The following is a 22,228-nucleotide window of genomic DNA, read 5'->3' as shown; positions in this document are numbered from 1 at the left end:
ATGCCTTCAATTACCATCATAATAATCGCCATTACCAGCATCATATCTTTTCTTGCTTTTTCGAATGAAAGGCTAATAGACGATTTAATTTTTTATCCACCCGCAATTACCTATCAACATCAATGGTATCGTTTCGTTACTTGTGGATTTATTCATGCCGATTTAATGCATTTAGCGTTTAATATGTATGCCTTTTATATGTTTGGTGATGCTATTGAAAATTTCTTTGTTACCATTTATGGCGAAAGAGGTAAGCCACTTTTTCTGATATTATACGTTACCGCATTAATTGTTTGTTTATTACCCACTTATTTTAAAAATGCTACCAACTATGCATATAAAAGCTTAGGTGCATCGGGGGCGGTTTCGGCAGTTGTATTTGCGTTTGTATTTTTAGCCCCTACCCAACCTTTAAGTTTACTATTTATTCCTATTGAATTTCCCGCCTTCTTATTCGGCATAGTTTACTTGGTAATTTCGGCGTATTTATCAAGAAAAGGCAATAGCAGAATCAATCATTCAGCACATTTTTGGGGGGCAATATATGGCATAGTTTTTTTAATTATTACGGCACACTTTTTAAGCCCATTTAACCCGGTAGGGCATTTTATTAACGAAGTAAGTAACTATTTTAAATAATCAATTTTAATGCATTGCTTAGCATTGGCATTTACTTTAAAACGATTATCGGCCCGATAACCAATTACCCAAATTATTTTTTTATTCATTTCTAACACCCATACATTTTCTTTTTGGGGAAGCGATAGTTTCAAATCAATTAAAAAACGACTAATCTTTTTTTTGTGTTTCATCCCAAAGGGATAAAAATAATCTCCCGTTTTTAGCTTACGTATAATTAAAGGAAATTGCAATGCAGCTTCATCAATATAAATAGTATGATTATTGGCTTCAAATTTTTCGGGAACCGGCACTTTATTCAACAATAATTTACCCGCGGCATATTGAATTTGATTACACCATTTTTGAATCGTTACAAAGTCGTTGATGGGATTACTGCGCAATTGTATCAATAACCATTTCCTGTTTTTGACAAATCGATGAGTGGATGTTTCCACCACACTTCCGTTTTTTGCATCTAATAATTTTTCTATGGAAATTAACTGTGCAGACTGGCAACCAAATTGTTTGGCAATTTCCCATAAAACTGTTGTGAAGGGTTGTGTTTTCTTTAATAATTCTATAGGAATTTGATAGCCGAATTCGTTTTGTTGTATTAGTTTTTTAAAATGGTTTTGTAAAGCTTGCTGGTATAATAAGTTTGCTTCTTGAAATCTTTCAATATTCTCCGTCAATATAGCATCGATATTGGGAAAATGTTGTTGTAACTGCGGCAAAATTTGTAACCGAATAAAATTACGCGTATAATCGTGTTTTTTATTGGATGAATCATCAACCCATTGTAACTTGTTTTGCTCTGCGTATGCAATAATATCTTGCTTATAAGCAAATAATAATGGACGGATAATCTGATTATTTTTTGAAGGAATACCTTGTAATCCTGCTATTCCGGTACCCCTGAATAAATGATGCAATAGTGTTTCAATATTATCATTGGCATGGTGAGCTGTTACAATAAAAGCATTGGGCGTTGTTTTAAAGTAGGGTTGTTGTAATAGTTGTTCGAACCACTCATAACGAAGCCGCCTTGCTGCTACTTGAATTGAAATTTTTTCTTCGTCAGCAAAAGCTTGTGTGTTTACTGTTTTTAAATAAAAAGGAATATTATACTTTTCACAGGTTTGCTGTACAAAAACTGCATCACGAATACTTTCTTCCCCCCTCAACTGAAAATTTACATGTGCAACTGCTATATGGAATTGTATTTTGTGTAAGCAATGTAACAGTACCATACTATCTACCCCACCGCTTACTGCCACCAATAAGGTACAGTTATGAGGGTGTAAGTAGGAAAACTTTTGTTTCCATTGCAATTGAAATGCTTCAAATAAATTCATATATACAGATTGCAACAAAAAGATGTAGGAGAAATGAGTTTATGCCTTTTTCATTTCTTTTGCCCAAGTATCTTTCAGCCCAACAGTTCTATTAAAAATCAGAGAACCATTTTGAGCATCAATATCTAAACAAAAATATCCTTTACGTATAAACTGAAAGCGTTCATTTAAAGTTGCATTCTGCAATGAAGGTTCAGCAAATACTTTAGGAATAACTTCTAATGAATTGGGATTATAGTAATCTTTAAAATCGCCTTCAGCTGCATCTACATTCTCAACATTAAACAAACGATCATATAAACGTACTTCAATAGGAATAGCATGTTGAATACTTACCCAATGCAAAGTTCCTTTTACATGAATACCACTGGTATCATTACCACTTTTGCTTTCGGGAATATAAGTACATTTTAACTCTACAACATTACCTTCACTATCTTTTATTACTTCATTACACTGAATAATATAAGCACTTTTTAAACGAACCATTTGCCCCGGTGCCAGCCTGAAATATTTTTTCGGTGGTTGCTCCATGAAGTCTTCCTTCTCTATATATATTTCTTTACTAAATGGAATGGTACGCGAACCGGCTGAAGCATCTTCAGGATTATTTTCAGATTCTAGCCATTCAACAGTATCCGGATAGTTGGTAATGGTAATTTTTAAGGGATCAAACACAACCATTCTCCGCAATGCCACTTTATTTAAACGTTCACGAACATAAAATTCAAGCAGCCCAATATCAACTAAGTTTTCACGTTTAGCAACGCCAATTCCATCACAAAAATCACGAATACTTTCCGGCAAATATCCGCGCCTACGCATAGCACTAATGGTAGGCATTCGGGGATCATCCCATCCTGCTACATATTTTTCATTTACCAATTGTAAAAGTTTCCTTTTACTCATTACCGTATAAGAAAGATTGCGACGGGCAAACTCATACTGATGTGAAGGATAAATTTCTAATTTTTCTATAAACCAATCATACAACTCTCGGTGTGGAACAAATTCAAGTGTACAAATAGAATGGGTAATTTTTTCAATGCTATCGCTTTGACCATGTGCAAAATCGTACATAGGATATATACACCATTTATTACCGGTACGATGATGGTGCGCATGTTTAATACGATACATTAATGGATCGCGCATTAACATATTAGGGTGTGCCATGTCAATTTTGGCACGCAATACTTTTTCACCATCCTTATATTTTCCTGCACGCATGTCGGCAAAAAGTAATAAGTTTTCTTCTATCGATCTATTACGATATGGGCTATTGGTTCCCGGCTGTGTAGGTGTACCTTTTTGTTCAGCAATTTCTTCACTGGTACTGTCATCAACATAGGCCAATCCTTTTTTAATTAACTGAACAGCGAATTCATATAATGTTTCAAAGTAATCGCTGGCATATAATTCATGTTTCCATTCAAAACCCAACCATTTTATATCGGCCTTAATACTTTCTACATATTCTGTATCTTCTGTAACAGGATTGGTATCATCGAATCGCAAATTTGTATAACCACCGTATTTTTTGGTAAGTCCAAAATTTAAACAAATACTGGTAGCATGTCCCATGTGCAAATAGCCATTGGGTTCGGGCGGAAAACGAGTAATTATTTGTTGATATTTTCCGGCTGCCAAATCGGCTTCAATAATTTCTTCTAAAAAATTTAAACTTTTTTCATCACTCATACCGCAAAAAATATTGTTATGGGTGACAAATGTACGCTATACGCCTAAATAAAACATACAGATAAACAGAGTACCGTGAACTACGTTTATTTTAGTTATTAAAATAGCTTTGAATTTGTTAAAACATTCAGACAAAGCAGCAGAATGCCTAATTTGCCATTCATTAAATAGTAAAACTGCCTGAATTTTGATAACTTTTTTTAGATATATATTCTTTCTATCCATCATTACTTGTTGTATAGCCACTTTAAACCTGCATGCTCAACCTATTTGTACTTTAAAAGGCCAAACCCCCACTACTGCTTTTCCGGTTTGCGGAGTTAAAAGCTTTTCACAAGGGTCGGTGAGCATTTGCGGTACTAACAGCATACCTGTTCCGGTGTGTGCCACCGGTCCTAACAGTTTTATTGCAACCAATAAAAATCCTTATTGGTATAAATTTACCTGCTACCAAACAGGCACCCTTGTTTTCGTTATTACACCCAACACAATTTCAGATGATTATGATTGGCAAATATTTGATATAACGGGTGTTAATCCGAATAATGTTTTTACCGACCCTAGCTTGTTTGTATGCTGCAACTGGTCGGGTGTAGGCGGATTAACCGGTACTGCCGACACTGCCAGTGCTGCCAACCAATGTGCCTCAGCCCCAACTTATGCGCAGGGCGGAGTTTCACCGTTTAGCAAACCGCCAACCCTTATTCAGGGACATACCTACTTATTATTGGTGAGCCATTATACCGATAGCCAAAGTGGTTATACCTTGAATTTTACCGGTGGTACTGCCAGCATTACCGATCCTAATTTGCCAACTTATACCAATGCTTCAGGCATTTGTGGTGGTAAAGAAATTGCCATTAAAATGAATAAAACTGTTTTGTGTAGTTCTATTGCAGCAGATGGCAGCGACTTTTCCATTACCCCCAATGCTTCCATACAATCGGCTTATGGAGTTGGATGTGTGAATAATTTTGATACCGATTCTATTATTGTGCAATTGAATAATCCTTTATCGCCCAATGTGTACACAGTGCAACAATTAATGGGCACTGATGGAAACACATTATTAGACAACTGCCAAAATGCGGTACCGTTGGGCACACAAGCATCCTTTACCATTACTTCGCAACAATTGGTAAAGGCTGATTTTGATTACACCATTCACTGGGGATGTGTAAATGATACGGTTGATTATTTTTTAAAAGCGCAAAATGCTACCAACTGGTTATGGACTTTTGATAGTGCAACTACCAGTACAATGGAAAATCCGGGCATTATTTATTCCACTTTAGGACAAAAAACAACTCAATTAATTGCCAGTAACAGTGTATGCTCCGATACAATTATTAAAAATTTTATATTAGACAATTATCCACCCAAAGCCTACTTCTCAGCGCCCGATTATATATGCCCCAATGAAGCTGTTACTTTTACTGATTCAAGTACGGGCTTACTAACAAAATGGCATTGGGATTTTGGCAACGGACAAACCAGTGATTTACAAACACCACCATTACAAAATTATCCCAATACCAATATATCAACTAATTACCTAATACAATTATTAGTAACCGATACAGCAGGTTGTACGGCTAATTATACTAAAATATTAAAAGCAGTTACCAATTGTTATATAGCAGTACCCTCAGCATTTACGCCAAATGGTGATGGGTTGAATGATTATTTATATCCACTGAATGCATACAAAGCCATTAATCTTCGATTTACCGTTTATAACAGGTATGGACAAGTTATTTTTTATACGACCAATTGGACGCAAAAATGGGATGGAACTGTTAACGGATTAGCCCAGTCCGCCGGCACGTACGTATGGACCCTTAGTTATACCGATAGCCAAACGGGTGAAAAATTTTCATTAAAAGGCACTACAGTATTAATCAGGTAACACGTGGGTTTGTATAAATTGAACCGCTAACATCATATCATCATGCAATACCCTATCTTTTTCATTAAAAGGCACCAATTTTCCAAACTCAGTAACAATTTTTTCAATCACAGCAGAACTTGTTTCCGGTCTTCTAAAGTGTAGTGCTTGGCTTGCTGTAAGTAATTCAATGGCCAATACTTTTTCCACATTATTTATTAATTGATAGCATTTGGTAGCTGCATTGGCCCCCATACTAACGTGGTCTTCCTGATTGTTAGAAGAGGAAATACTATCAACACTTGCCGGTGTGCATAATTGTTTATTTTCACTAACAATACCGGCTGCAGTATATTGTGGTATCATGAATCCACTATTTAATCCGGGATCCTTCACCAAAAACAAAGGCAATCCCCGTTGCCCGCTTATTAACTGATAGGTTCTTCGTTCACTTATGTTGGCTAATTCGCTCATGGCAATGGATAAAAAATCCAATGCTAACGCCAATGGCTGTCCGTGAAAATTCCCACCGCTTAATATGGCATCTTCATCGGGAAAAATATTTGGATTATCTGTTACAGAGTTAATTTCTCTTGTAAAGGTTTCTTCCACAAAATGTAAAGTATCGGCAGTTGCACCATGCACCTGCGGAATGCATCTGAAAGAATAAGGGTCTTGCACTTGTTGCTTTTTTTTCTGAGCAATGTTGCTGTCGGCTAAATATTCTCGAAGTACTTTAGCGCAATATACCTGCCCTTTATGGGCTCTTATTTCATGTATAAGTTTGTTCAAAGGCTCGGTAGTACAATAAAATGCATCAAACGAAATAGCAGCAATTAAGTTGGCCCATTTCAACAAATTTTTGGCTTTTGCAATACAGTAAACGCCATAAGCACTCATAAATTGGGTACCGTTAATTAAAGCAAGTCCTTCTTTACTTTGCAATGCTACAGGTTGCCAGTTCAACATTTGCAAAGCCTGTTGCGTAGGCATAACAGTATTATTGTACTTAACCTTTCCTAATCCAATTAAAGGCAAGCTTAAATGGCTTAACGGTGCCAAATCGCCGGAAGCTCCCAATGAACCTTGCGTATAAACAACGGGTAAAACATTATTGTTATACAAGTCAACCAAACGCTGTACCGTTACCCACTGTACCCCACTATGCCCATACACCAACGATTTTATTTTTAAGAGCAACATTAACTTTACTATAGCATCGGGTACTTCATTACCCATTCCACAGGCATGTGACATTAATAAGTTATGCTGTAATTGTTCAATTTGAGAATTGTCTATTTGCACATTTTGCAAATAACCAAACCCTGTATTAATACCGTAAAACAAAGCATTTTGTTGCTGCATTTTATTATTTAAAAAAGCACGGCATTGCTTTACATTTTGTTGAGACTTTTCATCAACTGCAAGTTCAAAAGCCTGGTGAATAGTAGCTGCAACAGATGAAAGCAAAATCCAATCAGTATTTACAGTAAATAAAGGCAATTTCATATGGCGTAATTATGTTGTAAAAGTAATGTAAAGATAGGGTCGGCAAAATGCACACATCAAGGCTTTTGCAATTTTTAAACCCACCAACAGCAAAGATTAATCGTTCTTCAATTTTTTGCAATGTATATTTGTTGATATTCAATTAAGAGGTTAGAAAAAATTTGAAGCATGCAGTTACCCAATTCCATGCGGGCTTTGCAATATAAAAATTTCAGGCTTTACTTTGGGGGACAGGCTATTTCGTTAATTGGTACCTGGATGCAAAGAATAGCCGTGAGTTGGCTGGTATATACATTAACCCATTCTTCTTTCATGCTTGGTTTGGTTGCATTTGCAGGACAAATTCCTACAATGCTTTTATCGCCTTATGCAGGTGCTTATGTTGATAGACACAGCCGATATAAAACTTTACTTATTACGCAAATTGCATCAATGGTGCAGGCAGGAATTTTAGCAGCATTGGTTATAACGGGAACTCATACTGTTATTACCATAATTATTTTAAGTATTATGTTGGGCATTATCAATGCATTCGATACGCCTGCCCGTCAATCGTTTATGATATTGATGGTTGAAAAAAAAGCAGACTTGCCCAATGCCATTGCCTTAAACTCAAGCATGGTTACCTTGGCACGTTTGGCAGGCCCGGCTGTTGCCGGTATTTTATTAAGTAGTTTTGGAGAAGGTGTTTGTTTTTTCATGAATTTTTTAAGTTTTATTGCAGTAATTGTTTCACTGCTATTAATGAAACTAAAAACCCCACCGGCCAAAACCATTGATGAGCCAATTTGGCAAAATTTAAAGGAAGGATATGAGTATTTACAAAACAGTAAAGGCATTCGGTCGGCCATATTATTAATGGCTTTGATAAGCTTTTTTGTAATGCCGTATAATACTTTATTCCCCGTGTATGCTCAACAAATTTTTAAAGGTAACGTAACCACCTTTAGTTGGTTAAACAGTATTGCCGGACTAGGTGCCTTAATGGGGGCCATTTATGTTGCCACACTTAGGCCTGATAAGGACTTTTTAAAAATAATTACATTAGCCAACTTACTTATTTCTTCTTGCATTATTTTGTTTTCATATATGCAAAACTTTTGGCTGGCCTTAGCAATCATAATGTTGGGTGAAAGCGGATTATTGGCATTAATAGCATCTACCAATACATACATTCAAACCAATGTTGCAGAAAATATGCGAGGAAGGGTAATTAGTTATTACGTTATGGCTTTTATGGGTATGCAACCATTGGGTAGTTTGTTAGTGGGTTACCTTGCCCACAAAACCAGTGCACCATTTACATTACTTATTGAAGGAATTGCAGGTATTATTTCAGTTACTGCCTTTGTTCCGGCATTTAAAAAAGCAGGCATGGGTAAAGTGGTTCATCCTACCCTAGAAAAATACTTGCCTAAAAATCCATTTAAATAATAGTTCATACAAAAAAACCTTAGCAATTTATGCTAAGGTTTAAACTGAAGTGATTCGGATTGGATTCGAACCAATGACCTACTGCTTAGAAGGCAGTTGCTCTATCCAGCTGAGCTACCGAACCAAATGATTAGGGCGCAAAACTAAATTTTAATTAGTTTGCATCCAAACACATTTCAAAAAATGGATGTAAAAATTGAAAATAGTTGGAAAGAACAATTGCAAAAAGAGTTTACCAAGCCCTATTTTTTACAAATAGTAACCCATTTAAAAACGGAAAAAGCAACCGGAGCAACAATTTATCCACCCGGTAGCCTTATTTTCAATGCATTTAACACCACCCCATTTAATGAAGTGAAAGTGGTTATTTTAGGACAAGACCCCTACCATGGCCCGGGGCAAGCCATGGGTTTATGTTTTAGCGTACCCAATGGAATTGCGCCACCACCTTCTTTACAAAACATTTTTAAAGAATTACATACTGATATTGGTATGCCAATACCCTCAACAGGCAATCTTACCCCTTGGGCTAAACAAGGCGTTTTACTTTTGAATGCCATTTTAACGGTTAGGGCTAATGAAGCCGCCAGTCATTCAAAAATTGGGTGGATGAATTTTACCGATGCCGCCATCAAAAAAATATCAGAAGAAAAATCGGGCATTGTTTTTTTACTTTGGGGCCGTTTTGCACAAGAAAAACAACAATTTATTGATGCAACCAAACATTTTATTTTAAAAGCAGCACATCCCTCACCATTAAGTGCACATAATGGTTTTTTGGGTTGCAAACATTTTAGTAAAACCAATGAACTATTGATAAAACAGGGGAAAACACCAATTGACTGGAAATTATAAACTTAAACTGCTCATGCAAACATTAAAAAATATTTTAGCCCGTATTTGGGCATTCTGGGGCTTAGTTACATTTATTGTTACATTTTTAATTTTTTTTATTCCTTCCATGCTTTGTTATGTTATTCCAGGCAATAAGGGACAAAAACTTTTCATTGATTTATCACGCTACTGGATGAACATTTGGTTGCCATTGGTGGGCTGTCCTTTAAAGGTTTATGGCTATGAAAATTTCAAAAAAAATACAGCTTACATTGTTACATGCAACCACAATGCATTTCTCGATGTTCCAATTTCAGCTCCTTATACCCCGGGCCCCAATAAGACAATAGCGAAGAATTCTTTCGCAAAAATTCCCTTATTTGGCTGGTATTATAAAAAAGGTTCAGTTTTAGTGGACAGAAAAAATGAACGCAGTCGCTTGCATAGTTTTGATGAAATGAAAAAAGTTTTAAAAGCAGGCATGAATATGTGCATATTCCCCGAAGGAACGCGTAATAGAACTAAAGAACCACTTAAACAATTTTACGATGGGGCTTTTAAATTAGCTGAAGTAACAAAGAACCCCATTATACCAGCACTTATTTTCAACACCCGAAAAGCAATGCCCATTGATAAAACCTTTTATTTCTGGCCGCATAAATTATACATGCATTTTTTACCCCCTGTAGAAGTTGATAATTTAAAATCAAAGGAATTGCGAGATAAGGTTTTTGAAATTATGAAAAATCATTATTTAAAATACGAAAACAATCCTCAGGAAAAACCAACCTATCAATAATTTGAAAACATACGGGTTCGGTTTATTCTTAAATCGCGAAGGATACCTGATTTTGGATTTAAAGTTATGCTGAATGAACGCCATAATCCAATAGGTGTTACATTAATAGACATTTGCCAACAGTGCATTTCACGGGTTAAATACATACTTAATTGTTGTAACCTTCCTGCATTAAAGTCTAGGAAGCCTGTGGCACCTACTTTCCACTTAGTGGTTAAACTAAAATCGCCTTGAAAGTTTAAATTTGAGGTGAATATACTCGCAAACGAATATCTACTCAATGAATCAACATGCAGTTGTTTGGTGTAGTTTAAAGAATAAGAAAGCGATAAGGTCCAAGGTATATTAAAATCGGTGTACTCAGCAGGGTTATTTCGTATATATTGTAATTGCATTTGTTGCTCTTCAGGTGTCATAAACGGATCAACCGGTATTTGGCTATTTGCAGTTTTTCCATCTTTGGTTTTACTTTTAAACTGTGTTGAAATGGCAATATTGGCACCAGTTAAACGTCCTAACGTAGGGTGACTGCTGTTCCAGGTAAATACATTTTTTCTAAACCCAAACTGGTCAACCTGATAAGGATCGAGAATGGCACTGGCAGTAATATTTATTTTTTCAAACAATGTACTTCGTGCATACAAATTAAAAGGTGCTAAAGCAAAACTGTCGGCCAATAAGTTGTATGATGAGTTAAAGCCAAAGCCATCTAATAATTTCACTTTTTTTATGCCATTATTGGTAGTATCTGTTTTGCTTTTTACTTTCATTTCCAGCAAATTATCAACCCCAAAACTTATTCCACCAAAAGCGCCTTCGGGAAAAGCCCCCGGTATTACCCCATCAAATTGAGAAAATCGAATTACGTGGCCAAATGTATCTACCTTCATTGAATAATAAAATTTGCCATTCATGTTGGGCGAATAGTTCAAGGCAATAGTGGGCCTTATTTCATGGCGAATGGCTTGTATGCCACTGGAATGTTTGAACTGATAGGTTCCGAAAATTCGGGTACTGGCACTAATGCCATAAGTCATTTGCCGGGCAGCAAAAAATCCTTTTCTTATGCTGGTATCTAAACGATTGTTGATGCTGTCCCAATTACGAAATATTTTTTGTCCATACCATCTTTCCTGATAGGAAACAGATGGGCTTAAAGTAACGGGACCCAATTGCGGTAGGGTTAAAGTAATGGGTATATTATGTGTAAAGCCGTATTGGGCTGTATCTAACAATCTTTTAAAACTAAATGCCGAATCGTAAAATGAAAGTTGATTGGTAAAATTGCCGGTATATCCAATACCAATACTCTCCCACCACTTTGGCGCACCTACCTGTTCCTTTTTTTGGAATGGATAAAAGGTATTGACATTGTAACTAATTGTAGGTAAATTTAAATTAACCAATCCGGTGTTACTGTTTTGGTTGTGATTTAAGTTGACAGATATATTTGACTTTCCACCAAAATCTTTACTATAACTAATTGATGAACTTAACTGGTTTTGAAAATTTACAAAAGGATTGTTCAACACGTATTGATTATACTTGGTACTACCAAAGTTGACGTTAGCACTGAACGTTGTTCCTGGACGTGCTTTATTATCACGTGTGTGCGTCCAGTTAAGCATGAATGATTTTGAAGTATTATACTCCTGAGGTGTTAAATAATTTTGATTCAGCGCTTTAATACTTTGGAAACTGAAGTTCAATGCACCCTGATAATGATAACGAACATAATATTTAGGGTTAATATTAAACGAATATCCACCATAGGAATAAATGTTGGCACGGGTAGTGATATCAAAATTATCGCTCAACACTTTGTAATAACCCAAATTTTCTAAACCCAATCCATAATCCTGACTAACAATAAACTGTGGTGGCAAAATACCGGAGTGGCGCCCTGTGGTTAAAGGATAAATTCCAAAAGGAATGCCAATGGGAATGGGAACTCCCTCAAACTCAGGCGAAGCAGGCCCACTTACCGCCAATTTATTGGCAATCATTTTCAATTTTCGGGTTCTAAAAGCAAAATGAGGTGTATCTAAATTACAAGTAGTAAATCTGCCGCGGTAACCATAAAAAATATCTTTCCCTTCTTTTTTCAATACATCGGCATGCACAAATAACTCTCCTTCATTAAAAAAACTATTGGTGGTTCTACCTTTCATTGTTTTTAGGTTAAAAAGAATAGAATCACTTATTGATTTAGAATCACCCTGGGTTAATTTAGGCTTTGCATTTAAATCGGTAGAAGTATCGCTTAACCCATACGCTCTTACCAATTGCGATTGTTGATTATAGTTAATAATAGCTGCCTGTAGCTCAATATCCTTGTATTTGGCATCGGCCTTGCCATATAAAATAAATTGTTTGGAAGGGATTAACAAAACACCTGAATCTGCAGCAGCATAGCTCACCGGTGCATCGAGTGAATCTTTTGATAAATTTAGCGTATCATTTTTGGCTAATTTTCCGGTATCCTTTGCCAATAAACTCGAATCTTTCCTACTCTTTACTATTACAGTATCAGTTGCAAGCGGTAAAGTATCATTATTGGGGATAGTATCAGAAAACCCTGTTAATGAATTGAAAAAAATAATTTGCGACGTGTTAAAAGCCTTCAAATTCATTGAAATCAGGAGTATAATGCCAATTGCTATACTTCCCGCAAGGGTTTTTACGTTAATTTTACCGCGTAATCTCATAATAACGGGAGCAAAAATAGGTGCTTCACATTAAATAGTTTAATTAGCATAATGCCTTTAACGTTTAAACGAATGATAAAAAAAGTTGCAGTTGTCAGTTTATTGAATATTTGGTGTTTGGTTTTTTTAGCATCATTTACCAATCCTAGTCAAACTAATCCGCAACAACCGGGTCCCAAACCGGCTTTAAAACGAATTGTAATTGATGCCGGGCATGGTGGTGTTGATTATGGTGCTTCCGGAAGATATTCGCATGAAAAAGATGTTGCGTTGGCCATTGCTTTAAAACTTGAAAAAGAAATTCATCGTCAAATGCCTGACGTTGATGTTTATATGACCCGTACCACTGATGTTTATGATAACGTAAAGGTAAAAGCAGCAAAAGCTAATCAAGCTAAAGGCGATTTATTTATCTCCATTCACTGCAATTACGTTGATCCCATTAGACACAGTGAATTTATTGGCTATAAAACGGAAACTTACCACAAAAAAGGAAAAAAATATACCCGAAAAGTAAAACAATATCGTACGTATACTACACCCAATCCGGCAAAGGGTACTGAAACATATATATGGGGTGTTGATAAAAATGATGATAAAGAAAAGGCACTCCGCGAAAATGAATCATTATACATGGATAGCACTTTAGCCAATGAAATGAAAGATTTTGATCCTAATGACCCTGCTAAAATTGTGCTATATTCATTAAAAACACAACAATATGCCGAAAGAAGCCAAAGCTTGGCTTTAACCGTAGAAGATGAATTTACAAAAATGGGACGTGTAAGTAGGGAAGCAAAACAACGTGGTAAAGGCATTTGGGTATTACAGGCGGTAGCAATGCCGGCTATATTGGTAGAAACCGGATTTATTTCAAACCCGGAAGAAGAAGATTATTTAAACAGTGAAAAAGGTCAGCAGGAAATTGCCGAAGCCATTACCCGAGCCGTAAAACGATACAAATATTCTTTAGAAAATAAGATGCAGGCAAACGGTAATACGCAAAATAAAAAATAATATTATTTTTTATTATATTTAGCTTGCTCAATAACCCTTAGATTTGCGTTTATGAAGATTTCCAACGAAACAAAAGTAGGAGCATTAACGGCCATTGCCATTACCTTGTTAATATTAGGATTTAATTATTTGAAGGGAAGAAGTGTTTTTAAAACAGGTAATTTTTTATATGCCAAATACCCTAATGCTAAAGGCATAATGGTATCCAATCCTGTATATATCAATGGATATCAAATTGGCAGTGTGTTTGACATTGAGAATGCCGATAAAAATTTAAAAAACATTGTTATTGCTATTAAACTGAAAAGTAACTATAATATTCCTTCTAACTCAGTAGCCTACATAAGAGAAGGTTTTTTGGGCACACCCAGTATTGATATACAGCTGGGCAACAGTACCAATTATTTAAAATCTGGCGACACTTTGCTCACCAATTCCAATCCCGGATTGTTGGGACAATTAAGCAATAAAATTGAACCTATTAGCGCACAACTGAATACTACCCTTCATTCATTAGATAGTGTATTGAAAAATGTAAACAGCATTTTCGACCCCCATACAAAACATAATTTGCAGCAAGTTATTGCCAACATTAATGAAACAACAGCCAGTTTGGTAGCATCATCCGCCTCTCTCCAAAAAATGTTAGACCAGCAAAATGGGGCTATTGTGCAAACCATGAATAATGTAAACAGTTTCACTAAAAATTTAAGTGATAACAACAATAAAATTTCACAATCCCTCAGCAATGTAGAAGCAACTACCCGCCAACTGGCCGATGCAGATATGAAAGGAACCATTACAGAATTAAAAACTACCGTTACTAACCTGAATAATGTATTAGCCAAAATAAATTCTGGCGATGGTTCGTTGGGGCTACTGTTAAATGATAAAAAATTATACAATAATTTGAATAATACAGTAAGAAGTGCAAACATATTATTGGATGATTTAAGAACGCACCCTAAACGTTATGTAAACATCTCTGTTTTTGGCCGAAAAGATAAATCCGGTCCGCTAATGGCACCTCTAAATGATACCAGTGCTCAACAACACAAATAACAACATGCATTGTATTAAAATTTGTGCATTATTGCTTGGTTTATTGTTATCCGGAAAATTATGGTCACAAGCCAATAATACTAACGATACAACGGGTAAAAAAACCATTACCATAATTCATGCAGATACTTACAACTTTCAAAATAAAGATACTGCCGGACAATTCATTGCATTAGTGGGGCATGCTGAGGTACAACAAAACCGAACGCTTTTTTATGCAGATAGTATTGTTTTAAACCAAAAGCTCAATATTTTGGAAGCCTTTGGCAACGTTCATATTAATGATGCTGACAGCGTTCAAACTTATTCACAATATTTAAAATATTTGGGCAAAGAAAAAAAGGCATTTCTCAAAAACAAAGTAAAACTTACCGATGGAAAAGGGGTATTAACCACCAACGATTTGGAATACGATACACAAATTAAAATAGGAAAATACGTTAATGGTGGCAAATTGGTAAATGGCCAATCAGTGTTAACCAGTAAAGAAGGTACCTATTATGGTGATACCCGCGATGTTATATTCAAAAAAAATGTAGTATTAATTGACCCGGAATATAAAATTTATACCGACACTCTTTTATATAACATTAATACCAACATTACTACTTTTATTTCCCCTTCTAAAATTATTAACGGCAACCGTACCATATTGGTAACCGATGGTTACTATGATTTAAAAAACAAAGTAGCTAATTTTTCCAAGCGCCCATTTATTGACGATAGCACTTACACTTTTACGGCAGATTACATGGCTTTTAATGACAGTACAGGAATTGGTGAATTTCAGGGCAATGCAGTTTATAGAAGCAAAGATTCAACCGGTGGTTACGACATAATTGCCAATAAAATAAAAACCAACCGCAAAGAAGATGCATTTTTAGCTACCGAGCAACCTATTTTATTAATAAAGCAAGAAAAAGACAGCATTTATGTTGGCGCCGACACTTTGCGTTCGGGCAAACTTTCTACATTAATTAAAACCAGGCCGGTTCCGGTTATCAGAGACTCATTGGGTGCTGCGGAAAGATTATTAATTGATAGTGCACAAATTGCAAAAGATACCAGCAATAATCGTTTTATTGAAGCATATCATCATGTAAAAATATTTTCAGACTCATTGCAAGCTGTTGGTGACAGTTTGTTTTATACACAATTTGATTCTGCCTTCCGACTATTTACCCATCCTATTGTTTGGTCAAACGAAAATCAAATTTCAGGTGATACCATTTATTTGTTCTTAGCTAATAAAAAACCCAAAGAATTATCTGTATTTGAAAATGCACTTACCATAAGTAAAGCCGGTAATAATTATTACAATCAGGTGCGTGGTAATAGTACTCATGCATTTTTTAATGATGGTAAAATAAATTATATACATACCCGAGGTACCCCGGCCGATAATATTTATTTTGTAGAAGATGAAAATCACAAATTCATAGGCGTAAATCAATCAACCTGCAGTGTAATTGATGCTTACTTTAAAGATGGAGAAATACAAAAAGTATTATTTATTAACGATTTGAAAGGGGTAATGAGCCCAATGAAACAAGCCAATCCGGAAAGCTTGAAAGTTAGAGGCTTTAAATGGCAGGATAATTTAAGACCCAAAAATAAATATGCTGTATTTTCTGATTTGGAGTAATAAACTAAAGCCGCCTGTTGGTTCAGACGGCCTGTTGTTTTGGTTTTTGCATGGGGGTATATACTAACGTAAATAACCTAATATCTTCAACATGCTTTGTGCAGATTGTTCTTTGGCATACAACCAATCAATTAATTTCCCGTTCTTATCATATTCAACAATAACATGCTTTGGCGAAGGAATTAAACAATGCTTAATACCGCCATATCCGCTAATTTGATCTTGATATGCACCTGTGTGAAAAAATCCAACATACAAAGGCTCCTTATTGCTTTGCTCATTTTCCTTATCGGGCGATGTTAATTTGGGTAAAAACACCTCATTAATATGCTCTTCACTATCATAATAATCATGGCTATCGCAAGTAATACCGCCCAACACTACCCTATGGTATTCATTTTCCCATTTATTAATGGGTAACATTAAAAACTTTTCACCTATTCCCCAGGTATCAGGTAATGTTGTAATAAAAGAAGAATCAATCATGTACCAACACTCACGATCATTTTGAATTTTTTGACCGGTAACACTATAAATATGTGCCATGCTTTCACCTACGGTAAAACTTCCAAATTCCGTATAAATATTAGGCATTGGAACTTTGGCTTTTTTGCAAGCTTTTTTTATGTTGGCAACAATTTCATTAATCATGAATTGATAATCATATTCAAATCCTAATGAATGTTTTATGGGGAATCCGCCACCAATATTTATAGAATCTAATTCCGGACAAATTTTCTTTAATTGACAGTACAGGTTAATAATTTTGTTCAACTCACTCCAATAATAAATGTCATCTTTAATGCCTTTATTTAAAAAAATATGAAGCATTTTCAGTTGAAACTTATCTTCAAATCCTTCAATTTCATCAACATAAAACTCTAAAATATCCTTTGCACGCATCCCCAAGCGCGATGTATAAAACGGAAATGAAGGTTCTTCTTCTGCCGCTACCCTAATTCCTAGTTTAAATGGTTCTTTTACACTTCTTTTATAAGCTTGCAATTCTTCTTTATTATCCAATACCGGAATTACATTTTTAAATCCGGAATTGATCAGCTTAGCAATTCTACTGGTGTAAGCTTTCTGTTTATAACCATTACAAATAATAAATATATCTTTATTAATTTTCCTACGTTTATACAGTTGATTGATAATTTCAATATCGTAGGCATATGAAGTTTCAAGGTTAATATTGTGCTTTAAGGCCTCTTCAACAATGAATGAAAAATGTGAGCTTTTAGTGCAATAACAGTAAAAATATTCCCCCTCATACTTATGCTTCTTAAAAGCGGAATGAAACATAGATTTTGCCTTATTAATTTGCATACCTATTTTGGGTAAATAGGTAAGCTTCATTGGCGTACCATATTTGTCAATTAAGGCTTTTAAATTTAGTCCGTTAAAACTTAAGTATCCGTCATCATTCAAATTAAATCCTTCCTGGGGAAAATGAAATGTTTGCTCAACCAGCGAGGTATAGGTATTGTTCATTGAAGAACCTTGGTTTTAAGGAATGAAAAAATAATAATAAGGTGCAAAATTAAAGGAAGATATTACCCAATTCACAAAAATTTTACCATCAGCCCTATTTTTTCGGTTAAGTAAATTTTTATGCATTAAAATGGCATGAATGCAAAGAAGATTCTACTGCTCCCAAAAACTATTGCTAACAATTGAAACAATAACATAAAGTTTTCATTGCAAGTGTATCTTTCAACTAACCCCCTAATATAACAATTAAGGCATATATAATACCGGGCAAGAAAAACAGAAGTGTCAGTAATAAGTCAATCCAAAACTTAGTATTAATGGCATTTTCATGCAAATAAACAGCCAAGGGTGGCAATAATATAGCCAAAATAACTAATAACAATGTATTGGTATCAGTTGAAGTGCCGGCTTTTTTTTGAGCCTTATATTCTTTCAATAACGCTTTTGATTCTTTAATACGAAATTTTTTTTCTTTTCGTGATAAGCTTTTGAACTCTGCTAACGCATTTTTTAAAACAGCAGAATTCAAAGTTGCACCTCCTTTGCCAGCAGAATCAGCAGCATTTTTTCCGGGTAACATGGGTAAACTGGCTGCTTGTGTAATGGCTGGAAGTAACAGTAAATAAAATAAAGGCAGTAAGCCAAGTAATTTTCGCATCATAAACAAAAAATTTTAATTGTTAATGTTTAGTTAGTATTACTGTGTAAATTAATTGCTTTTATTGAATTGCAACATTATTTTATCCTTATAATTCAAGTAAATCATTGGAACCCGAATAATTCAAGAACCTTTAACACAATACATGTGCTAAATAAAACGTTCCAACAGTAATTTTCAACATGCGGTCATCGCTTAAAAAATAAGATAACTTTGTATGAATAATGCTGAAATGGTGTATCAAAACTTTGAATTAGAAAAAAACAAAAAAGCAGCCTTATATACTGTTATAATTTGTGCAGGCATATTTTTGGTATTCTTTTTTTTAAAATGGTCGCTGCCACAAATACCACAACCTGCCACCGACACAGGTATTGAAGTAAATTTAGGCAACAGTGAAACCGGTTTGGGTGATGTTGCACCGCAAATGCAAGGTAATCCGTCTGTAGAACAAGACACTAAACTCGCAACGCCGCCCCCTTCAAAACAAATACAATCTACCCCCGATGTTTTAGCCAACGAAGTAACGGGCGAAAATGATGAAGCTGTAGGCACATTAGAAAAAAAAGTGAACCCCAAAAAACCTTTAAACCATAATCCAACGGTAATTCATCCAAAAACCAATGACAATAATGTAATAAAACCTACCCCTGCTCCACCTAAGCCCAAGGCATTATTTCAAGGTGGAACTTCAACTACATCAAGCGGTAATGGGGCAGATTCATACAACGGAGTTTTTAATCAGGGAATTGCGGGAGGAAAAGGCGATCAGGGCAAACCCAATGGCAACCCTAATAGCGACAGCTATACAGGTAATGGCGGAACAGGAACCAGTGGTGTAAGTATAAGAAATGGCTTAACAGGCAGGCTTTTTACTAAGCTGCCCAGCTTTGAAGATGATTTTAATGAGCCTGCAAAAGTTGCCGTTGATATTACTGTGAATAAATTAGGCGAAGTTATTCAGGCCAGTATAAATCCACGAGGTACCACTACTACCAATCAAAACATTAGAAATATTGCTTTACGGAAAGCCAAATTATTAAAACTAAATGCGGGTGATGTAGATAACCAAACCGGTACTATTGTATTTAGTTTTAAACTGAATGGCTAATTTTTTAACTCATGAACTATTCGGAAACATTAACTTATCTGTATGAACATTTGCCCATGTTTAGCAGGCAAGGTGCATCAGCCTATAAAAAAGATTTAACCAATACCCTTTTACTCTGCAATAAATTAGGAAACCCACAGCAACAATTTAAATCTATTCATATTGCCGGCACCAATGGTAAAGGAAGTACCAGCCATATGCTTGCGGCAATTTTACAAAAAGCCGGCTATAAAACCGGATTATATACATCACCGCATTTAAAAGATTTCAGAGAACGCATTAAAATAAACGGGGAATTATGTACGGAAGATTTTATTATTGATTTTGTTGAAAAAATGAAACCTGCCATTGCAGAAATTCAACCTTCTTTTTTTGAGATTACGGTGGCAATGGCTTTTAGCTATTTTGCAGAAGCGCATGTGGATGTAGCTGTTATTGAAACAGGTTTGGGTGGCCGTTTAGATAGTACCAACATTATTACGCCGGAACTATCTATTATCACTAACATTGGGTGGGACCATATGAATTTGCTGGGTAATACTTTGGAAGCCATAGCCGGTGAAAAAGCAGGAATTATTAAACAGCATATTCCTGTTGTAATAGGCGAAGTGATTGATGAAACAAAACCTGTTTTTGAAAATGCCGCATCACAAAAAAATGCTCCTATCTATTATGCACAACAAGCTTTTTCAGTATTAGAATATCAACAAACCTTTACTACCCTAATGGTAAAATTGCTAAATAATAAAAATGGCGAAATACATGCTTATCAGCTTGATTTACCAGGTATTTATCAACTCAATAATTTAATTACAATTTTAACGGCAGTAAACCAATTAAAACAGCAAGGATGGCAATTATCCGACAATGCAATAATTGAAGGGTTAGCAAATGCTAAAAGTCTAACAGGATTACATGGACGCTGGGAATTATTACACCAATCCCCCACCGTTATTGCAGATGTTGCCCATAATGAAGCAGGAATAACCCAATTATTACATCAAATTAAACTTTGCAAATACCGGCAATTACACATAGTATTTGGAATGGTAAAAGATAAAGACCCACAATTGGTTTTATCATTATTACCTACTAATGCCCAATATTATTTTACGCAAGCAAATATTCCAAGGGCATTGAATGCCACTGAATTAACCGAAATAGCGAAGGATTATTGTTTAATAGGCAACACGTATGATGATGTAAATGCTGCTTTAAAAGCGGCTATGCAAATGGCTTTAAATGATGATTTAATTGTTGTTTGCGGTAGCGTTTTTTTAATTGCAGAAATAGAACCCATTCATTAAAAATGCAATTCACCTAATTTTTCCAATGCCAACAAAATGCAAGTAACATGCATACTTTGTATAATTTTATTTTCACGAACAAATTGCTTTACCTCATCAATACTGGCCAATAAAATTTCCAAATCTTCACCGGGATCAAAATTTTGCTCAGCCACTTTTTCACCGCCCGTTGCCAAAAACATATGCATAATATTGTTATTGGTAGAAGGATTGGCTGAAGTAATTCCTAATTTTTGAAATTCAGTAAAACGGTAGCCGGTTTCTTCCAATAATTCTCTTTGCAATGCAGCTTCAGGCGATGCATCACTATGATCCATACATCCTCCCGGCGTTTCAATATCTGTTCGGCCTAAAGCATGCCGATATTGTCGTTCTAATAATACTTTCCCATCTTTAGTAATGGCAAATGCTGTAACCCAATCGGGAAATTCATACACATAAAATGGATCAATTACTTTTCCATTGGGCAATAGGCAGGTATCTTTTCGTATAGTAGCCCAAGTATCTTTCAATAAATAACTACTGGCTAAAGTAGTCCACGTTAAATCTCTTTGCATTACCAATTCATTTTATCTTTCAAAGCCTGTATGTGTGCCTTATGGTGTTTACCATGCCATGCATATAAGCCTAATAATAACCATAAACTTAATTCGCGTCCTTGTTCAGGATGAATAACTGTTTTTTCAAAATCAGCCTGCGATAAATCCTTCATGGTGGCATGCCAACGTTTGTGCAAAGCATGCAGCAGTGTTAATGATACATTAATGGGAACAGTATCATTGTCGGGTAATAGCGCCCATGCTTTTTCATTGTATGGTTTTATGGTAGGTTTGTTTTCCGTTAACCCCAATTTAAATCGGATATAAGCATTCATATGGCTATCGGCCATATGATGAATGAGTTGTTGCACTGTCCATCCTCCTTCCCTATAGGGTGTATTCAATTGCGCTGCATCTAAATGCTGAACCTCTATTTCTAATTCTTCCGGTAATTGTGCAATTGCCTTTAGCCACTCTTGCTTTTGTTCCTCTGAAAACGGCTTCGGCTCATATTTACCAATGGGGTAACGTTCGTCTGTATGCATA

General features: G+C 35.5%; 18 protein-coding genes and 1 tRNA gene. 10 read left to right on the top strand and 9 right to left on the bottom strand.

Going from position 1 to position 22,228, the window contains the following annotated elements; translation table 11 throughout:
* Positions 1 to 639 carry a rhomboid family intramembrane serine protease gene (locus tag LX80_RS00785; protein ID WP_111293136.1) on the top strand — a complete coding sequence of 213 codons (639 nt, stop codon included), beginning with the start codon at positions 1 to 3 and terminating at the stop codon, positions 637 to 639.
* On the opposite strand, the gene tilS is transcribed toward LX80_RS00785, so the two are convergent.
* Positions 627 to 1,976, bottom strand: coding sequence for a tRNA lysidine(34) synthetase TilS (gene tilS / locus LX80_RS00780; protein ID WP_111293135.1), 1,350 nt, complete (start codon positions 1,974 to 1,976; stop codon positions 627 to 629). The genes LX80_RS00785 and tilS overlap by 13 nt on opposite strands.
* Before the next feature lie 39 nt (positions 1,977 to 2,015).
* Entirely contained in the window at positions 2,016 to 3,677 is a 1,662-nt protein-coding gene (locus LX80_RS00775; protein ID WP_111293134.1) for a glutamine--tRNA ligase/YqeY domain fusion protein, read from the bottom strand.
* Positions 3,678 to 3,864: 187 nt separating this feature from the next.
* Here LX80_RS00775 and LX80_RS00765 point away from each other — a divergent pair, with 187 nt between their 5' ends.
* Positions 3,865 to 5,586: a T9SS type B sorting domain-containing protein gene (locus LX80_RS00765; protein WP_245897901.1), complete on the top strand. Its 1,722-nt coding sequence runs from the start codon at positions 3,865 to 3,867 to the stop codon at positions 5,584 to 5,586.
* On the opposite strand, the gene hutH is transcribed toward LX80_RS00765, so the two are convergent.
* The gene (gene hutH / locus LX80_RS00760) at positions 5,575 to 7,074 is read right to left on the bottom strand and encodes a histidine ammonia-lyase (RefSeq protein WP_111293132.1); all 1,500 of its coding nucleotides are present in this window, start codon (positions 7,072 to 7,074) and stop codon (positions 5,575 to 5,577) included. The genes LX80_RS00765 and hutH overlap by 12 nt on opposite strands.
* A 168-nt stretch (positions 7,075 to 7,242) precedes the next feature.
* Between hutH and LX80_RS00755 the strand changes: the two genes are divergently transcribed.
* Positions 7,243 to 8,508 carry an MFS transporter gene (locus LX80_RS00755; protein ID WP_111293131.1) on the top strand — a complete coding sequence of 422 codons (1,266 nt, stop codon included), beginning with the start codon at positions 7,243 to 7,245 and terminating at the stop codon, positions 8,506 to 8,508.
* 50 nt (positions 8,509 to 8,558) lie between these two features.
* Here the strand turns inward: LX80_RS00755 and LX80_RS00750 are convergent.
* Positions 8,559 to 8,632: transfer RNA gene (locus LX80_RS00750), tRNA-Arg, on the bottom strand.
* Between the two features lie 59 nt (positions 8,633 to 8,691).
* On the opposite strand from LX80_RS00750, the gene ung reads away from it, so the two are divergent.
* Together ung and LX80_RS00740 are read left to right on the top strand one after the other, a co-directional pair.
* Positions 8,692 to 9,363, top strand: coding sequence for a uracil-DNA glycosylase (gene ung, locus LX80_RS00745; protein ID WP_111293130.1), 672 nt, complete (start codon positions 8,692 to 8,694; stop codon positions 9,361 to 9,363).
* 13 nt (positions 9,364 to 9,376) lie between these two features.
* The gene (locus tag LX80_RS00740; RefSeq protein ID WP_111293522.1) at positions 9,377 to 10,141 is read left to right on the top strand and encodes a lysophospholipid acyltransferase family protein; all 765 of its coding nucleotides are present in this window, start codon (positions 9,377 to 9,379) and stop codon (positions 10,139 to 10,141) included.
* On the opposite strand, the gene LX80_RS00735 is transcribed toward LX80_RS00740, so the two are convergent.
* A complete protein-coding gene (locus LX80_RS00735; RefSeq protein WP_111293129.1) occupies positions 10,135 to 12,849 on the bottom strand; it encodes a putative LPS assembly protein LptD in 2,715 nt (904 codons plus the stop codon). The two genes, LX80_RS00740 and LX80_RS00735, sit on opposite strands and share 7 nt — an antisense overlap.
* A gap of 72 nt (positions 12,850 to 12,921) precedes the next feature.
* Here LX80_RS00735 and LX80_RS00730 point away from each other — a divergent pair, with 72 nt between their 5' ends.
* Genes LX80_RS00730 through LX80_RS00720 form a run of 3 tightly spaced genes read left to right on the top strand, consistent with a single transcriptional unit; the run spans position 12,922 to position 16,573 of the window.
* Positions 12,922 to 13,866, top strand: coding sequence for an N-acetylmuramoyl-L-alanine amidase family protein (locus LX80_RS00730; protein ID WP_170120346.1), 945 nt, complete (start codon positions 12,922 to 12,924; stop codon positions 13,864 to 13,866).
* Positions 13,867 to 13,917: 51 nt separating this feature from the next.
* The gene (locus LX80_RS00725) at positions 13,918 to 14,928 is read left to right on the top strand and encodes an MlaD family protein (RefSeq protein ID WP_111293127.1); all 1,011 of its coding nucleotides are present in this window, start codon (positions 13,918 to 13,920) and stop codon (positions 14,926 to 14,928) included.
* A gap of 4 nt (positions 14,929 to 14,932) precedes the next feature.
* Entirely contained in the window at positions 14,933 to 16,573 is a 1,641-nt protein-coding gene (locus LX80_RS00720) for an OstA-like protein (RefSeq protein ID WP_170120345.1), read from the top strand.
* Positions 16,574 to 16,636: 63 nt separating this feature from the next.
* On the opposite strand, the gene LX80_RS00715 is transcribed toward LX80_RS00720, so the two are convergent.
* Positions 16,637 to 18,067, bottom strand: coding sequence for a type III PLP-dependent enzyme domain-containing protein (locus LX80_RS00715; RefSeq protein ID WP_111293125.1), 1,431 nt, complete (start codon positions 18,065 to 18,067; stop codon positions 16,637 to 16,639).
* Positions 18,068 to 18,293: 226 nt separating this feature from the next.
* Positions 18,294 to 18,728, bottom strand: a complete 435-nt coding sequence (locus tag LX80_RS00710) for a YqaE/Pmp3 family membrane protein (RefSeq protein ID WP_211307668.1) — start codon at positions 18,726 to 18,728, stop codon at positions 18,294 to 18,296.
* Positions 18,729 to 18,942: 214 nt separating this feature from the next.
* Here LX80_RS00710 and LX80_RS00705 point away from each other — a divergent pair, with 214 nt between their 5' ends.
* Complete coding sequence (locus LX80_RS00705) at positions 18,943 to 19,836, top strand: hypothetical protein (RefSeq protein ID WP_146250348.1); 894 nt, start codon at positions 18,943 to 18,945, stop codon at positions 19,834 to 19,836.
* An 11-nt stretch (positions 19,837 to 19,847) separates the two neighbouring features.
* The gene (locus LX80_RS00700) at positions 19,848 to 21,143 is read left to right on the top strand and encodes a bifunctional folylpolyglutamate synthase/dihydrofolate synthase (protein ID WP_111293123.1); all 1,296 of its coding nucleotides are present in this window, start codon (positions 19,848 to 19,850) and stop codon (positions 21,141 to 21,143) included.
* On the opposite strand, the gene LX80_RS00695 is transcribed toward LX80_RS00700, so the two are convergent.
* Positions 21,140 to 21,700, bottom strand: a complete 561-nt coding sequence (locus LX80_RS00695) for an NUDIX hydrolase (RefSeq protein WP_111293122.1) — start codon at positions 21,698 to 21,700, stop codon at positions 21,140 to 21,142. The genes LX80_RS00700 and LX80_RS00695 overlap by 4 nt on opposite strands.
* Positions 21,700 to 22,227: a YfiT family bacillithiol transferase gene (locus LX80_RS00690; protein ID WP_111293121.1), complete on the bottom strand. Its 528-nt coding sequence runs from the start codon at positions 22,225 to 22,227 to the stop codon at positions 21,700 to 21,702. Before LX80_RS00690 ends, LX80_RS00695 begins: the two co-directional genes overlap by 1 nt.
* Position 22,228 lies beyond the last annotated feature (1 nt).

Source organism: Hydrotalea sandarakina, from assembly GCF_003254115.1.
Classification (GTDB): Bacteria; Bacteroidota; Bacteroidia; order Chitinophagales; family Chitinophagaceae; genus Hydrotalea; species Hydrotalea sandarakina.
The sequence above is the reverse complement of the archived record's forward strand: the minus strand, read 5'-3'. Positions and strand labels throughout refer to the sequence as shown.